The sequence below is a fragment of the Acidipropionibacterium jensenii DSM 20535 genome, from assembly GCF_000425285.1.
Taxonomy (GTDB): Bacteria; Actinomycetota; Actinomycetes; order Propionibacteriales; family Propionibacteriaceae; genus Acidipropionibacterium; species Acidipropionibacterium jensenii.
This window is the reverse complement of sequence record NZ_AUDD01000038.1, coordinates 1-14,373: the sequence shown is the minus strand read 5'-3', so window position 1 is coordinate 14,373 and position 14,373 is coordinate 1. Positions and strand designations below refer to the sequence as shown.

Genomic DNA, 14,373 nt, shown 5'->3' with positions numbered 1-14,373 from the left:
CCTTGACGGATTCGGACTCTATACAAGCCCTATCCTGCCAAGTCAGGAGCACTTTCGCCTACCCGGCGACCACACCTCCGGCACTCACCGATGAAACGCCGAGGCTAGCTGCTGCCATCGGGACCACGGAAGCTGCGGCCACGACGGGGGCCGTCCATGCGGCGGCCTTGAGGACGCTGCGGCGCTTCAGGTCGTGAGTGAGCGCGTCTTTCGGATCAGTCATAGAAGACTCCTAAAGTCTGACGTACCGGGCTGGTGCGCCGGCATCCGTGACTTTTGTCCAGATACCCGCGTGTACGTGCGATCCAGGCGCTACGTGACGACTCGGGGATGGGAAGTGACGTTCTTGGTATCGTTTGATGTGGACAGCGTTCGTACCTGCCGGGGCGAGGGGTTCCCGAGGGCGCTCATGGCTCGGGCCAGGCCCGAACCGTTGGAGAACCCGACATAGCGTGCGATCTCGGTCACGCTCAGCGCGGCATAGTCGGGAGAGCGGAGCAGTGCGATCGCCTGCTCCACCCGTTCCCTGCGGATCTCCCGCTCGATGGTGGTGCCATGGGCGGAGAAGCTCCGTTGGATCTGTCGCAGGGACAGTCCAACCTGTTCGGCAACAACGGATGGCCTGAGGCTGGGATCTGAGCACTGGGATCCGATCACCGCTTGGGCGGCCGCGAAAGCGCTCGGGGACTGAGGGAGGACTCGCGATCTGGCGTGGTCGACGAGGATGCCGATGACCATCTCCTGGAGCAGCCGCTCGAGGTAGTAGATCGAAAGGCTGCTGGAGTCATCGAGGTCCATATCAAGGATGCCTCGAGCGAATGCCAGGATCGGCCGTGTCATCGGAACGTTGGATGCTCGGATCAGCGCGCCTGTCACGATGGGGGCCGGCGGCTCAAGTGCCAGTTGTGGCACGGAGACACTGAGCACCTCACCTGCGGAGGACCCCCCCGGGCGAGAGACGCACCGGAGCAGTGTCGGTTCCAAGGACGACCAGGCAGTCGCCTGGAAGGAGGTCGGGCTCAAGACTGGAGGCGCCGACTGGAGCAAGCCATCCGTCGGCGACGATGAGCAGATGCAAGTCTCCGTAGTGACCGGGGATCATAGGTGCAGAGAGGCTCCGCTCAACAGCAGATGTGACACTGCGTAGTCGGGTGCGTCCCAGTGTCGCGGTGCGAGTGGCGGCATTGTTGGGCTGGGTTGGCTCGGCCGACTGTTGACCTGAAGTTGACATCGTAAGCATCATGTCACGCTGCTCTGCTAATCTGTCGCGGCAGATGGCACGTAGACGCCTCTAGTTGAAAGAGCGGGAGCTTCCTGTATGACCATGCGAGACTATGCGAGGGTGCTTCGTGCCCACTGGGCAGGGGTGCTTGGCATCTTCTTACTGGGCTTGGCGATCGCTGCTGGCGTCACTGTCCTGCAGCCGAAGGAGTACACCGCGACGACCAGTGGCATCGTCACGGCCACAAGTGACAGCAGTGACACGGGCATGTCTCTAGCTGGAAGCTCCTTGGCGCAGAGCAAGGTCAAGTCATATGTCGACATGGGGTCATGGCGAACGGTTGCGGAGTACGCGATCGGCAAACTGAAGCTCCACGACAGTCCGGAGGCTCTGGTTGGGCGTGTGACTGTGACGAATCCGGTCAACACCACAATCCTTCAGGTCAGTGCCAAAGCACCCACGCCATACGCGGCGAGGGACCTTGCACAGGCGTGGTTGCAGGGCCTGGTTCGGCAGGTCGCGCAAGTGGAGACTTCGGGTGGCGGGAAGGCGTCAGTCAAGGTTATTGCAGGCGATTCGGCAAGGCTTCCCGGATCGCCATCCTCGCCCAGTTGGAACGTCAATCTGTTGGTGGGTGCGGCGGTGGGCCTGATTGTGGGCGCGGCGTATGCGTTGATTCGCGACCGAAGTGATCAGCGGATCCGTTCGACGACGGACGTGCAGCGGGTCACGGGCCAAGCAGTCGTCGGTGCACTTCCCGTCGAAGCCTCGATCGCCAAGAACCCGAGGCTACTGCCTGTGGACGGCTCCAACGACGAAGAACTCACGATTCTGGCAGAGGCGTTCCGATCCCTTCGGACGAACCTCCAGTACATGAGCGTCGATGATCCGCCCAGATCCATCGTGGTGACCAGTCCTGCGCCCGGAGACGGCAAGTCCTTCACTGCGGCGAATCTGGCGGTCGCGCTGTCGGCGACAGGCCAGGATGTCATCCTGATCGACGGTGACCTTCGTCGACCGCGAATTGCCGACCTGTTCGGAATCGTAGGCGATGTCGGACTGTCAGATGTGCTGGCTGGGCGGGCCTCGTATGACGATGTGGTCCAGTCGATCAGCGGCACGACCACCCTCCATGTGCTCGCCTCAGGTGCCATCCCCCCGAATCCCAGCGAGATCCTTGGATCGGCGAAGTTGAGAGACCTCATCAAGATCCTGAGCCGGCGCAGCATGGTGATTGTCGACGCTCCCCCGCTGTTGGCAGTCACCGATGCTGCCATTCTCAGCACCAGGACGGACGGAACCCTCGTCGTGGTGCGCACGGGAAGCACCACACGCGAGATGCTCGGGCTCGCCATGGGTGCTCTTGCCGCTGTCAAAGGCAAAGTGCTTGGCATCATCCTGAACCGGGTTCCCACCAAGGGGTCCGGCAAGATCTACTACGGGTACCGCTACACCGGTGAGTACTACCGCGATGAGAACGGTGCGAAACACAGAAAGCACCACACCTCCGCTCACCGGGAGGCTCGTACTCATACGCCATCAGCGCCGGTTGCCGGCGGTCCGTTGGGCACGGCACAGTCGGACGGTGATGTCGAGCAGGAAGCGAATGTCGTAACCACCGAGATGCCCATCGTGACGGACCCTCGCTCCGAGCCTGTTGGTAGCGGAAGTGCTCGAGTCCCCCGTCGGCTCAAGGGTTAGCCCTCGTGCACGGCGAAGCGCTCACTGAGCAGCAGGTCACTGGACGACGTTGTAATGGGAGGCGAGCGGTGCCTGGATCCACCAGGATCTGTGCTGTTGAACCGGTGGCGTCGATAGCGCATCGGGATCTGTTGTTCCTCACTCCTGCACATCCGGTCCCCCGCGCCGCGTCACACACTGAACCCGCAGCCATCGGGCATGTCACGACACTGGCGGGATCATCGCAGTTTCTGTGGTCCGCGGTGGAACAGTCAGGTGGATGCTCGGTCCAGGACCTCGAGAACAAGGTGATGGATCGGTTTGCCATTGACGATCCAACCATGGTCAAGAGCACGATCAGGGGCTGGGTGGACGCGTTGGTCGAGGCTCGTCTCCTTCGGGTCTCTTCAGGTCAGGTGGTGAGTCGAGAAAGCGCATGCACAAGTTCTGCCATTGACGCTGACGACTTGCCTGTGGGTGAGACTTTGACCAACCATGAGTGGGGACTCATGGCGCATGGGCTTGCGCATGGAATCGCTGCCAGCCTTGGGATCCGGGCATTTTCCATCAAGGGACCCGTGCTGGAGCACTACGGACTGAGGCCCCCGAGGGCGTCAGCGGACGCAGACATATGGATTGATCCAGTCCACTATGGGGCATTCACTGCGGCGTTGACATCGTTGGGGTGGATCAAGCGATTTGACCGTGGCGAACGCCAAGCGCGAGTCATTCCATGGCATTCGTTCTCCTACTATCATCCGGAGTGGCCCATTGATATCGACGTTCATTGGTGGTTTCCGGGGATCGGGATCGATCGCGAGGAAGCATTCAATCAGATCTGGGAGAACTGTCAGGCGACAACGTTCTCAGGGGTGCGGGCTCGCATCCCTTCCAAGGTTGACGCTGCGGTGATTCAGATGCTCCACTGTGTGAAGGACCGCGAGTCAGCCGTTCGCCGGGCCGAGTTGGTTCACGTTGTGAGTCTGGTGGGTAAATGGTCAACAGATGATCGAGCGTGTCTTGTGAGCCACTTGGTGGCCTTGCGAGCTTGCGATCCACTTCGACCCGTGCTGATGGAGGAAGGCGTCGAGCTCCCTGCTCAATGGACGCCCGCGGAGCAGCGGCGTTGGGATGTGGGAGTGCAGTGCAAGGAGGGAAGCTCTACACTCGCTATCTTGTACGAGCTCGAGCACGTGTCGTGGCGATCGAAGCCAGGGGTCGTGATGAATGCGCTCTGGCCTTCGGATGCTGATGTGATCCTGACGGAGAGCACGCCCGACGTGAGTAGAGCGGGCATGTCGCGGTCAGAGATCCTCGTGGCTCGCGCGCGGCGGCTCGTCAGAGGGGTGAAAGAGCTTCCAGAGGCACTGCACGTGCTCCTGAGGGCACACAACTAAGGACCATTAACTACTGACGGCGGTTGAGTATGACCTGTATCGCGAGGCACGGAAGGGCGACTCGTGTGCAGATAGTAGGCAAGAACGCAACGATCGTCGAGTCAAGACGTGCTAAACGGAGGACAAGATGACGCACCAGCTCAACCGTTCCGCGGCCAGAGTCGCGTGTGGCGGGGCCATCGTCTTTCTCTCCGTTCTTGCTGCTCCTCTGCTCGTGAAGCGCACCTCGGTGCCTCCCCGTTCTGCTCCCACGGAGAGCAGCGAGTCGAATCTGTCACTGGAAGTGATCATTCCGGCCTATCTCGAGCATGGCGTGATAGGTGAGTCGATTCAGTCTCTGAAGCGGCAACTGGAACACTGGCCAGGGCCCTGCTCGGTCACAATCGCAGCGTCCGACGACAAGACCGCACAGGCCTCGATCGCCGCGGATCAGATCTATCATCTTCGCCCCGCCGGAAAACCGGCAGCCATCGACCATGCAGTTGAGCGGTCTGATGCGGATATCGTAGTGCTCACGGATGCTAATTGCATTGTCCACCCAGACAACTGGCCAGAGCTTCTTCACAGCGCTCTGGAGCATGCAGACTTGGTGTCTGGAAGAAAATCTGAGCTCAAGGGAAGAGAAGAAGGCTACTGGAAGTATGAGCAGCTCGTGGGCCCGGGTCATGCGTCCCACCCATCCCTTGCAGTGGTTGGAGAGTTCCTGGCTATGCGTCGTCGGCTGTTCGAGCCGGTACCTCCCAGAACACAGCTCGATGACTTCTGGCTTGCCAGGTCATTTCTGGCTCGTGGACACCGCGTCGTGGTGGACCCGCAAATCAGTACCACCGAGCGTCCTGAACCGATCCGGGAGCAGCTGGAGCGGAGGATCAGAATTGCTTCTGGGTTCTACTCGGAGGTCATGCCGCACCTGTTCGGCCTCGTCCGGACCCCGGAAGGGCGGGCATACATCCTGCACAAGCCCCTGCGTATGACGGTTGGGGTAGGAGCGTTCTGGGCCTCGGTGTGCGGCGTGGCACTGTCGAAACCCCCGTTATCTGTCGGTATCGCGTTGGGTTCGGTGATCTCGTGCATGGGCATGTACATGAAGGGTGTGTCGCGGCCACGCGTGGTCAGCATGCTGGCGACAGGTGTGGCATTGCAGACGATTCCGCCTGCAGGGCTCTGGCGAGCCGTCCAGAGGCTGAGGAATGGCAGGCAGCCCGGCTGGAAGAAGGTGCCCCGGTGAGTGCGTCCACAGGAGGTGCGGGCCCTGAAATGGACTGCCCAGGGATAGGGACGACATTGATCTCCCGGACCGTTGCCGTGGATGGGTACTTCCTTGACGATCACAGGACCGGAATGGGGAATGTCCTTCTGGAGTACTTGGAGCTACTGGCGGCGAGCGTCAGCTCTCCGAGATTGGTCCTACTGCTGCCTGCCGGGGATGGGTACCGGGATGCATCGCGGCTGACTGAGCTCGGAGTAAGCGTTCAGAGGTTTCCAAGACTGCCGTTTCCTGCTTGGGAACAGGTGACGCTGCGGCGCTGGGCACTTCGGCGGCATCCAGATCTGTTGTGGAGTCCCTACAACACGGCTGTGCTGCATTCGCCAGTGCCCCAGATTGTGACTGTCCATGACACGATCTACCTTGATGGGCGGTGGAACGACCCGGAAACTCGGTACAAGCAGTTCGGGAAGCTCTATCGGAGGTGCGTTGTTCCGAGGGTCGCTGCCAGTGCTGCGGGCGTCATCACCGTCTCTGAGGACTCGAGTCGCAACATCCAGCGCCGCCTCCACGTGCCTAAGGCGGTCATCAGTGTCGTGCCACCGCCAGTCAAGGGGCCAGAACTCGATAGCTATCCCACCGGTGACGTACCTTGGAACAGCCCGTTCGTTCTGGGCGTTGGATCCCTTGAGGAACGCAAGAACTTGGCGCGACTTCTCGCGGCCTACAAGGACTGCGTGACTGACTGTGACGACTTCCCCGATCTTGTTCTCTATGGATTCCGTGAGTACACCGGATCCAGGGCAGAGGAATTGATCACCAACGCGGGCCTCAGGGATAGAGTTCATGTGATGGGGTATGTGGATGTCTCAACAAAATGGAGGCTCTATGGAGAAGCTGAATTCTTCTGCTTTCCGAGTCTCTATGAAGGATTTGGAATTCCAGCGGTCGAGGCCATGCTCGTCGGGTGTCCGGTGATGACGAGCAGTGCTGCAGCGCTGGCGGAGCTGCCGGATGAGACTGTCGCCAGGACGGATCCGTTCTCGGTTGGCTCGATGAGCCGGGTGATGCTTCAGTTGCACCGGAATGGTGAGATGCGTGCCAAGCTTTCGGACGCCGCGAGAGCTTGGGTGTCACGGCACCGGCGCCCAGAGGCGACTCTGCGGAGCCTGCACGAGGCGCTCGGGGCAGCCCTGGGGATTCCTCAGGGCGTGGGCGATGCGGAATGAGAGTGAAGCCAGTGACTGACGACAGGACGAGTCCCACGGCAGGGCTCATCACGTTGCACCGGGTCCCGAACTATGGATCGGTGTTGCAGGCGTACGCCACTCAGCAGCTGCTGAAGAGGAATGGCTTCCAGCCGACAGTCCTGGACTACTGGCGCCCAGACCAGGTGCCGGGTGCGCGGCGCGAGGGCATCCACACCAGGCTCGGTGGAACACCGTTGGGACGGGCCGTGTACCGCGTCACGCAACGCGACTACGTTGAGCGCTCGCTGGAGCGGTTCGGCCAGTTCGTCGACGCCAACCTCTGCGTTTCCTCGGCATGCACGTCAGTGGATGATATGTCGGCGCTTCCTGGGCAGGACCTTTACGTGGTGGGGTCAGACCAGGTGTGGAACCGGCGGCTGAACGTTGGTGGGACCGATCCCTATGTACTCTCGTACCTTCCCTCCTCGGCTCCCAAGATCGCTCTCTCGGCGTCGATCGGAAGAAGCAGGTTCACTTCGGAGGATACTGACTACTTCAGGAAGCACCTCCGGTCCTTCCGATGGATATCGGTCAGGGAGAGCAGCGCACAACAGTTGCTCAAGTCGATAAACATCACCTCAACCGTGGTGCCCGATCCGACTCTTCTGACTCAACGGTCCACTTGGGACGACCTTGCCGAGCCGCTTGACGTAGATGGCCCGTATCTGCTGATCTACTGCCTTCATGGGTCGAAGGCTGTACGCCGGTTGGCTGACCGGCTGGCCTCAGATCTTGGTCTGACAGTGGTCAACTTGGTTTCATACTGGCGATCACCGCTCAAGCACCCGGGAGATCTCCGTCTCCCCACAGTGCCGCAGTTCCTCGGTGCCGTGAGGGGTGCATCTCACGTGATCACCGATTCTTTCCACGGGACGTGTTTCTCGATGAACTTCGGAGTCCCGGTCTCAGTGGTCACCGAGCCGCCACACGGCGTTCGATTGGTGGACTTCCTCGAGCTTGTGGGATGCGGTGATCGGCTGCACGGAAGCGCGAACTACTCTCCGCAGGTATCCGAGGCGTACCTTTCGGCCATGGGAGACAGGGTGGCGGAGCTGCGTTCTGAGGGATTGCAGACGCTGGATGAGGCTCTGTCCTCGGGACAGGCGGGCAACTGAGATGATCGCTGCTGCCGTGCTGCCGGTCCTGGTTCTCTCGGTAGTCCTGTGGAAGGTGGCGCGCGTGGGATTCTACGCAGCGCTGCTGCTGGTGTTTGCCTTCTGGTGGCAGCTGCTGTCGGTGATTTACATCGAGTCCCATCCTGGGCTGTTGCTCGTATCCACGTGGTCGGTCGCTCAGAGCATCGGGGCTTCGTGGGCACTCAGCTGGGCATTCAGCAGCTTTCTCGCCGGTACGCTCCTTGTCGTCTGGTTGGGGTCGCACCATGGGAACAGGCATCTGGCGGGGGATCGAACAGCGGGAGCCTCTTTGCCTCCCAGCAGTGGGCCGGCTTTGGAAGGAGCCCCGCAGCCTGATCACGGCACTGTCGGGCCCACGACTCTGCAGCAAAGATTGGACGGTGGGTCGTCGACAGAGCTCGATGGAGGGAATCCGGTCGACAGTCCTGCCCCCAAGAGCAGTTTGTTAGCAGGCAGTGGGAAGTTCCCCCTGGCAGTGGCCTTCACTGCTGCGCTGTATGCATTTGTGGATGCAGTAATCAGCCCGAATGCGTTGACCGGAGCTGGCGATGTGCGAGCCACTTTCTACCAGACGGCATCTCTTCCCTTTGCACTGGAACTCAGCGTGGGGGCGCCTGTCTTTGCAGTAATGGCAGGGATAGTGGCAGTTCGGAATAAGCCGGGTTCAGGTCTGCGGAAAATCTCCTACCTCGTGTTCCTCATGGGATTGGTGACACTCTACCTCACGGGAGTGGAATTCACCGGGTATGTACAGCACGCATTCTCGTTCTTCTTGCCGGCAATGCTGGTGCAGAGCGACAGGCTGAGAGCTCGACGCGACGGTACGAGAAGGAGACTCTCGAAATGGTGGGGCGTTGGCGCCGTGATGGTGGGCGCCTTTGCCCTGTTCAAGTTGCTGTCGTTCCGGCAGGTGACAATCTACTCGGAGGTCGCTGGGTCGACGCTCTCACGGTTCATGTATCGCGCGTTCGCCCTTCAGGGAGAGGTTTTCTGGGCAACATTCGCCAAGTTCGGTGATGCTCCTGTGTTCAGCCAGTTGAGCAGCGAACTGCAGGTTCTCGCTGGGAGGGCTCCCTCCACGCAGTCGGGAATCTACGTGCTGATGGACGCTCTCTCTCCAAGCGGGGCAAACCAAGCTGGATACACGTTGAACTCCGGGTATCCGGCGATCCTGATCTATATTTTCGGATCGGGTTTGGCGACAGTGGGCGTGTGCTTCCTCGGCGGTTTGTTGTTTGGGCTTATTGCGCTGGTGGTTGCGCATTCGATCCTGCGTGGTTCCATGCTACTTGCGGCGTGCGGCTACGGTGTCTTGTACTCGCTTTACCTTGCATTCACCATGGGTGGTGCACTCTACATCTCGAGTCGGCTGATGTACGTTTCTCTTGTTGGATTGGTCATCGCAGCGCTTCGGCAGGCGGGCACCGAGCGGGAATCGGAACCCGACAAGCTTGGATCGCCAGGTCACGGCAGTACTGGGGATGCCATCCTATCGTCGCACGACTCTGAAGTTGGCGAGAACGCGTGAAAGTCTTGATCCTCAACGATCTCTTTGAGTATGGCGGGGCAGAACTCCATGCTCGACTCGAATGCCAGTTGCTGACGCGTGCAGGGCACGAGTGCGAGTTGGTGTGCGTGGAGACCGAACCCGGGCCGGCTGGCGAGTTCACTGGTCTCGGCCTGGGGGTGTCCCCCTTGAGCGAGGCTCGTCAGCGATTCGTCGCGGACTCTTCGGTAGTAGGTCGCCTGGGATCTCTCTTGGAGAGTCGCCAGCCCGATGTCATCCATATCCACAATGTGAATCTCCTTGGACGATCCTTGCTGTCGGCCATCTCACCATTCCACGTTGTGCAGACTGTGCATGACTACTCCTTCATCTGCCCGAAGGGGACAGCGGTCGACGACGATGAAGCCGCATGCTCTGGTTTCAAGACTCAGTCCTGCTGGCGGCGCTGCCGGCTGGGCGCCAGGAGCTTGCTCAAGAGAGCATCGTTTGGCCAGATGTTGGCCGATCGGATCGAGGCAGGAATCCGCTACGTGGCACCGTCTCAGGATCTGGCTGATCGGCTGGGAGCGTGCGACCTGAAGGCCACTGTGATCCACAACCCTTATGTCGGCGCCATCTCTGAGTTCACTCCGCGGCGCTCGCAGCAGTTCCTGTATGTGGGACTCATCTCTCCACGGAAGGGAGTGCGGCTGCTGCTGGAGGCATGGAGCGACGTGGCAGCGTCCTTGGACGATGCCCGGCTGGTGCTCGCTGGATCCGTGGAACAGGGGTTTGAGACGGAGTTCCGGAGCTTGCTCGCAAATATGGGTAGCTCAGTCTCCTACCTCGGACAGGTCGGCAGAAGCGAGGTCACCAGGCTGTACCGTGAGGCGTTCTGTTTGGTGGTGCCTTCGATCTGGCTCGAGAACTATCCGACGACCGTTCTCGAAGCTCAAGCGCAGCGCACGCTGGTAGTTGGTGCCGACAGAGGGGGCATTCCGGAGATGATCGGTGACAGCCGGTGCCTTGTTGACGTCATGGGTGGGCCCGACGCTCTGGCGGCGACGCTGATACGCGTGGCTCGGCTGACGGTCGACGAGTATCACGCGATCGTCGATGAGTCAGCGGCGAGGATGGCCAGGGAGAACGCGCCGGATCGTTATGTGAATCGGTTGGAGAAGGTCTTCGCTACGGCGTGAAGGGGACTGTCCTGACATGCTGAAGTCGTTGTGGAAAGGTTGATGACGGGGATGGTGGCACTAGTCAAGCGCTTGATGGCGTCTCGGTTGAGTCGTCCTGTGGATGTCGTTCGTATCTATCGGGAGCATCTCCTGGACGCGACCGCCTACGCAGCGTCCTCTCGGAGGGATCTGCAGCTGTCTCGGTCAGATGGCTATGCGTCCCGCAAAGCGCAACTGGACGGTCAGATCATCCGTGCGTATCACCAGATTGAGAAGGGAATGGCTCTTCCCACTCCCCGGCGGCCATATGGGATTAAGGTGAAGGAGAGACTCGTCAAGCTGCTTGCCCTGGCAGCCGAGTTTCCTGACCCGCCGGCATCAGTCGCCGACGGGAGGTCGGCTCTCGCGGCTCTGGACAACCACAACTCCACCGGAGCCATCGACTCGACAGTGGCTCCACTGCCCCAGCCGGCTCCTGACGGTGCTGATGACGCTGCACGGTTGATGGAGCTGTTCGAGCGCCGACACTCGGTGCGCGACTTCGATGCTTCACGCCCGGTAGATCGGACCGCCCTGAAGAAGGCGGTGGAACTCGCTGGGATGTCGCCGTCAGTGTGCAATCGAAAACCGTGGCACGTCTCTTTCTTCGACTCCACGGAGTCCAAGAAGGCGATTCTGCGTCTGCAGCGGGGTGCGAGCGGGTTTGGTGACGGGATCCCAGTGGTAGCGGTGATCAGTGTCGAGAGGTCCTTGTTCACAGGCGAGGGAGAACGCTTCCAGGAGTGGATCGAGGGGGGAATCTTCGCGATGAACCTGGTCTGGGGACTCCAAGCGCAGGGCTTGGACAGCTGTCTTCTCAACTGGTCGAAGCGAAATCGGGAGACGAGAGCTCTTCGATCTGTGACGGGCCTGTCGGACAGCCACGATGTCATCGTGGTCGTGGGCATCGGTCACGGTCGCGCAGGTCACAGAGTAACGCGGTCACCTCGCCGTACGCTGGATGAACTGTGCACTTTCGAGAACTAGCCCCACGTCGGGAGTCGTAAATGTCGACCGGAGATGCCAAGGACTCCCAAGAGAAGGTGCCGGCTTGGCGGTTGATCAAGAATCTCATCGGATTCGCGGGCGTTCCCGCTCTGTCGATCTTCTCCCCCCTGCTTGTCATGCCGATCGTCGCGCGAGTCGGAGGTCCCGCTGGCTGGGCCAGTCTGGGCGTGGGGCAGGCGGTCGGTTCGATCGGATCGCTGATCGTTGCCGCCGGCTGGACCACGGCGGGACCTCCACGCGTGATCCAGGCAGCCCGCGAGGGCACTGAGCACCGTGTCTACGCCATCTCCTTCTGGCAGAAGTCGATCCTGTTCCTGGTGTCCTCGATCGTGCTTGTGCCGCTGGTGGTGTTCCTGTGCTCCGAGGACAGAGCCACCGCGGTGGCGGCGTGCCTCGGAGCAATGTCTCTGAGCTACACCGTTGGCTGGTACGCGGTGGGCACCGGCTCCCCGGGCGTGTCACTGCGCTACTACGCAATCCCTCGTACAGCTCTGACGCTTCTGTCGGGTGGAATGGTCGCGCTCACCAAGGACGCGGTGTGGTTCGGAGTCTTCCAAGTGATCGGCAGTGCGATTGGACCGCTGCTCTTCCACCTGCACACGTTCGGACAGGTACTACCTCCGACCGTGGGACGGGCGGAGCTGAGAGAGTCCTTCGTGTGGGCCGTGGATCCCGGAATGGTCGAGCTCGGACTGGCACTCACCGGAATGTCGATCCTGCCTGTGGCCAGCCTCTTCTCATCGACGGCGAGCGTTGCGCGATTGGCATCTGCTGACAAGCTCTACCGCTACTCCTACCCGTTCGTCGATCTCGTGGGCGACTCAATGCAGAAGTGGGTGCTGGGTGGCTCAGACGCCGGCTTGAAGAGACGACTGCGGATGTCCTTGGGGTGTCAGCTGCTGGTGGGCACGGCGCTCGGGATCGTGCTCGTGTGGCTCGGACCTTGGCTGAGCGTGATTCTGTTCGGGAGGCCGGTCGCCGCTGTGCGATCTGTGATGGTGGGCTACGCGGTGGCCGTGGCTGCGCGGTCGTTCTCCCGCCCGATCCTTCGGCACGTCGTCATTCCGCGGGGCCTCACGCGCAAGGTGAGCCGTCCGGGAATGCTGGTCGCTCTCGGGTGTATCGGACTCATGTTCGCCTGGGAGGCGACCATGGGGTCTCTGGTGCTGGGAGTGGTGATGTGCTACGCGTTGTACGAGGTGCTCTTCGGACTTCTTGTGTGGGTGGTGGGACGCAGTTCAAACGGGGTTGAGCGTCATGGGGCGCGTTTCGAATCGACCAAGGGAGAATCGGAACACACTCATGGCGTTCAGTCCTGAACTGCAGTAGCGAGTTGGTGCGGATGGTCTATAAGCACCAAGTGCATCAAGAAAGTACCTTGGGCCGAGGGGTATTTCTTGGTCACATGAGTTGTCTCCATCACCGGTCAGCGTCGTGTCACGCTGTCGCCGGCGGGTGGACAGAACTGTGGACTGAGACGGTTTCTCGGGACTCACCGCCGACGTCGAATAGTGCGTCTTTCCGGGCCTTTAGATACGTTGGCATGTGGGACTCCGAGAAGAGCCCTTTCTGAGGCGCGTGAGGGTGCACGATCGTAACCTACTAGTGTCCTGAGTCGGAAGTTTCTGGTTGGTCGTTGGTGTGGTTGAGGATGGTGCAGTAGGCCGCGAGGGTGGAGAGGATTTGGTCGGCGGTCTTGGTCCAGATGAAGGGTTTGGGATCGGCGTTCCACTGGTTGATCCAGGCTTGGATATCGGCTTTCAGTTCGGTGACTGACCGGTGTGCCGAACCGTGGAGTTTCCGGCAGGTCAACTCGGCGAACCAGCGCTCGACCAGGTTCAACCACGACGAGTAGGTCGGGGTGAAGTGCAGATGGAACCGGGGGTGACGCAGCAGCCACGTGTGGACCTTCTGGGTCTTGTGAGTGGCGTAGTTGTCCAGGACCAGGTGCAGGTCCAAGTCCTGGGGCACGGCCTTGTCGATGGTGGTCAGGAGACCGATGAACTGGGCAGCGGTGTGCCGGGCGTGGTGCTCTGCGATCACCGAACCCGAGGCGATGTCCAGGGCGGCGAACAGGCTCGTGGTGCCATGACGCACATAGTCGTGGGAGGCCTTGGCCGGGCTGGTCGGCAGGACGGGGAGGATCGGGGCGGTCCGGTTCAGGGCCTGGATCTGGGTTTTCTCATCGACCGCCAGCACCAGGGCGTCAGCCGGCGGGTCCATGTACAGGCCGACCACGTCTCGGACCTTGTCGACGAACTCGGGATCGGTCGAGAGTTTCCATGAGTCGATCGCCTGGGGTTTCAGTCCGAAGGCCCGCCACACCCGAGAGACCATGGACTGGCTCATCCCGGAGGCCTGCGCGGCGCTGCGGGTGGACCAGGCCCGGTCCCCGTTGGCCGGTTTGGAGTGCAGGGTTCGATCGACCAGGGCCTGGACAGCCTCGTCGGTGACAGCACGCGGCCGCCCGGATCGGGGCGCGTCCTCCAGGCCATCGAGCCGGTCGGCGGCGAAGCGGGACCGCCACTTACCGACTGTGGTCCGTGAGCAACCCACCAGCTCGGCCGCCCGCCCGATCGTGGCCCCACCGTCGAGTTCCAGAATGATCCGGGCTCGCCGCGCCCGCCAGTCCGCCAGGGTTCGCCCGCGTGTCCAGCCCTCCAGCACGGCACGTTCCTCGTCGGTCAAGTACACGGGTTCAGTCCTGGGACTCGCCATGAGAAGAGTCTACCAATCCTGACCAGAAACTTCCGACTCAGGACACTAG

General features: G+C 61.2%; 12 protein-coding genes. 9 read left to right on the top strand and 3 right to left on the bottom strand.

All coding sequences use genetic code 11. From position 1 onward, the window contains the following. Nucleotides 1-58 precede the first annotated feature (58 nt). Both H590_RS18515 and H590_RS17560 read right to left on the bottom strand, forming a co-directional pair. Nucleotides 59-223 carry a hypothetical protein gene (locus tag H590_RS18515; RefSeq protein WP_154655335.1) on the bottom strand — a complete coding sequence of 55 codons (165 nt, stop codon included), beginning with the start codon at nt 221-223 and terminating at the stop codon, nt 59-61. Nucleotides 224-312: 89 nt separating this feature from the next. Next, the gene (locus H590_RS17560) at nt 313-912 is read right to left on the bottom strand and encodes a helix-turn-helix domain-containing protein (protein WP_126412666.1); all 600 of its coding nucleotides are present in this window, start codon (nt 910-912) and stop codon (nt 313-315) included. A gap of 406 nt (nt 913-1,318) precedes the next feature. On the opposite strand from H590_RS17560, the gene H590_RS16820 reads away from it, so the two are divergent. The 9 genes from H590_RS16820 (at nt 1,319) to H590_RS0113045 (ending at nt 12,925) form a co-directional block, all read left to right on the top strand. Further along, nucleotides 1,319-2,923 carry a tyrosine-protein kinase domain-containing protein gene (locus tag H590_RS16820; protein WP_051238631.1) on the top strand — a complete coding sequence of 535 codons (1,605 nt, stop codon included), beginning with the start codon at nt 1,319-1,321 and terminating at the stop codon, nt 2,921-2,923. A gap of 290 nt (nt 2,924-3,213) precedes the next feature. Continuing rightward, nucleotides 3,214-4,299: a nucleotidyltransferase family protein gene (locus H590_RS19480; RefSeq protein WP_414973654.1), complete on the top strand. Its 1,086-nt coding sequence runs from the start codon at nt 3,214-3,216 to the stop codon at nt 4,297-4,299. Between the two features lie 127 nt (nt 4,300-4,426). Continuing rightward, nucleotides 4,427-5,527 carry a glycosyltransferase gene (locus H590_RS18110; protein WP_084149536.1) on the top strand — a complete coding sequence of 367 codons (1,101 nt, stop codon included), beginning with the start codon at nt 4,427-4,429 and terminating at the stop codon, nt 5,525-5,527. Continuing rightward, nucleotides 5,524-6,735: a glycosyltransferase family 4 protein gene (locus H590_RS0113070; protein WP_126412664.1), complete on the top strand. Its 1,212-nt coding sequence runs from the start codon at nt 5,524-5,526 to the stop codon at nt 6,733-6,735. Before H590_RS18110 ends, H590_RS0113070 begins: the two co-directional genes overlap by 4 nt. Before the next feature lie 11 nt (nt 6,736-6,746). Then, complete coding sequence (locus H590_RS0113065; RefSeq protein WP_028703870.1) at nt 6,747-7,871, top strand: polysaccharide pyruvyl transferase family protein; 1,125 nt, start codon at nt 6,747-6,749, stop codon at nt 7,869-7,871. Between the two features lies 1 nt (nt 7,872). Further along, the gene (locus H590_RS16810; RefSeq protein ID WP_036982549.1) at nt 7,873-9,420 is read left to right on the top strand and encodes a DUF6418 domain-containing protein; all 1,548 of its coding nucleotides are present in this window, start codon (nt 7,873-7,875) and stop codon (nt 9,418-9,420) included. Next, nucleotides 9,417-10,577 carry a glycosyltransferase family 4 protein gene (locus H590_RS0113055; RefSeq protein ID WP_028703868.1) on the top strand — a complete coding sequence of 387 codons (1,161 nt, stop codon included), beginning with the start codon at nt 9,417-9,419 and terminating at the stop codon, nt 10,575-10,577. Before H590_RS16810 ends, H590_RS0113055 begins: the two co-directional genes overlap by 4 nt. 261 nt (nt 10,578-10,838) lie before the next feature. Further along, nucleotides 10,839-11,585: a nitroreductase family protein gene (locus H590_RS18105; protein ID WP_161626032.1), complete on the top strand. Its 747-nt coding sequence runs from the start codon at nt 10,839-10,841 to the stop codon at nt 11,583-11,585. Between the two features lie 20 nt (nt 11,586-11,605). Continuing rightward, the gene (locus H590_RS0113045; RefSeq protein ID WP_028703866.1) at nt 11,606-12,925 is read left to right on the top strand and encodes a lipopolysaccharide biosynthesis protein; all 1,320 of its coding nucleotides are present in this window, start codon (nt 11,606-11,608) and stop codon (nt 12,923-12,925) included. A gap of 283 nt (nt 12,926-13,208) precedes the next feature. Here H590_RS0113045 and H590_RS16805 read toward each other — a convergent pair whose 3' ends face one another. Further along, nucleotides 13,209-14,324, bottom strand: a complete 1,116-nt coding sequence (locus H590_RS16805) for an IS630 family transposase (RefSeq protein ID WP_051238629.1) — start codon at nt 14,322-14,324, stop codon at nt 13,209-13,211. Nucleotides 14,325-14,373 lie beyond the last annotated feature (49 nt).

Coding starts and splice junctions, on each gene's coding strand:
- H590_RS18515 (WP_154655335.1), bottom strand. CDS start 223: ATGACTGATCCGAAAGACGCGCTCACTCACGACCTGAAGCGCCGCAGC.
- H590_RS16820 (WP_051238631.1), top strand. CDS start 1,319: ATGACCATGCGAGACTATGCGAGGGTGCTTCGTGCCCACTGGGCAGGG.
- H590_RS19480 (WP_414973654.1), top strand. CDS start 3,214: ATGGATCGGTTTGCCATTGACGATCCAACCATGGTCAAGAGCACGATC.
- H590_RS18110 (WP_084149536.1), top strand. CDS start 4,427: ATGACGCACCAGCTCAACCGTTCCGCGGCCAGAGTCGCGTGTGGCGGG.
- H590_RS16810 (WP_036982549.1), top strand. CDS start 7,873: ATGATCGCTGCTGCCGTGCTGCCGGTCCTGGTTCTCTCGGTAGTCCTG.
- H590_RS18105 (WP_161626032.1), top strand. CDS start 10,839: ATGGCTCTTCCCACTCCCCGGCGGCCATATGGGATTAAGGTGAAGGAG.
- H590_RS0113045 (WP_028703866.1), top strand. CDS start 11,606: ATGTCGACCGGAGATGCCAAGGACTCCCAAGAGAAGGTGCCGGCTTGG.
- H590_RS16805 (WP_051238629.1), bottom strand. CDS start 14,324: ATGGCGAGTCCCAGGACTGAACCCGTGTACTTGACCGACGAGGAACGT.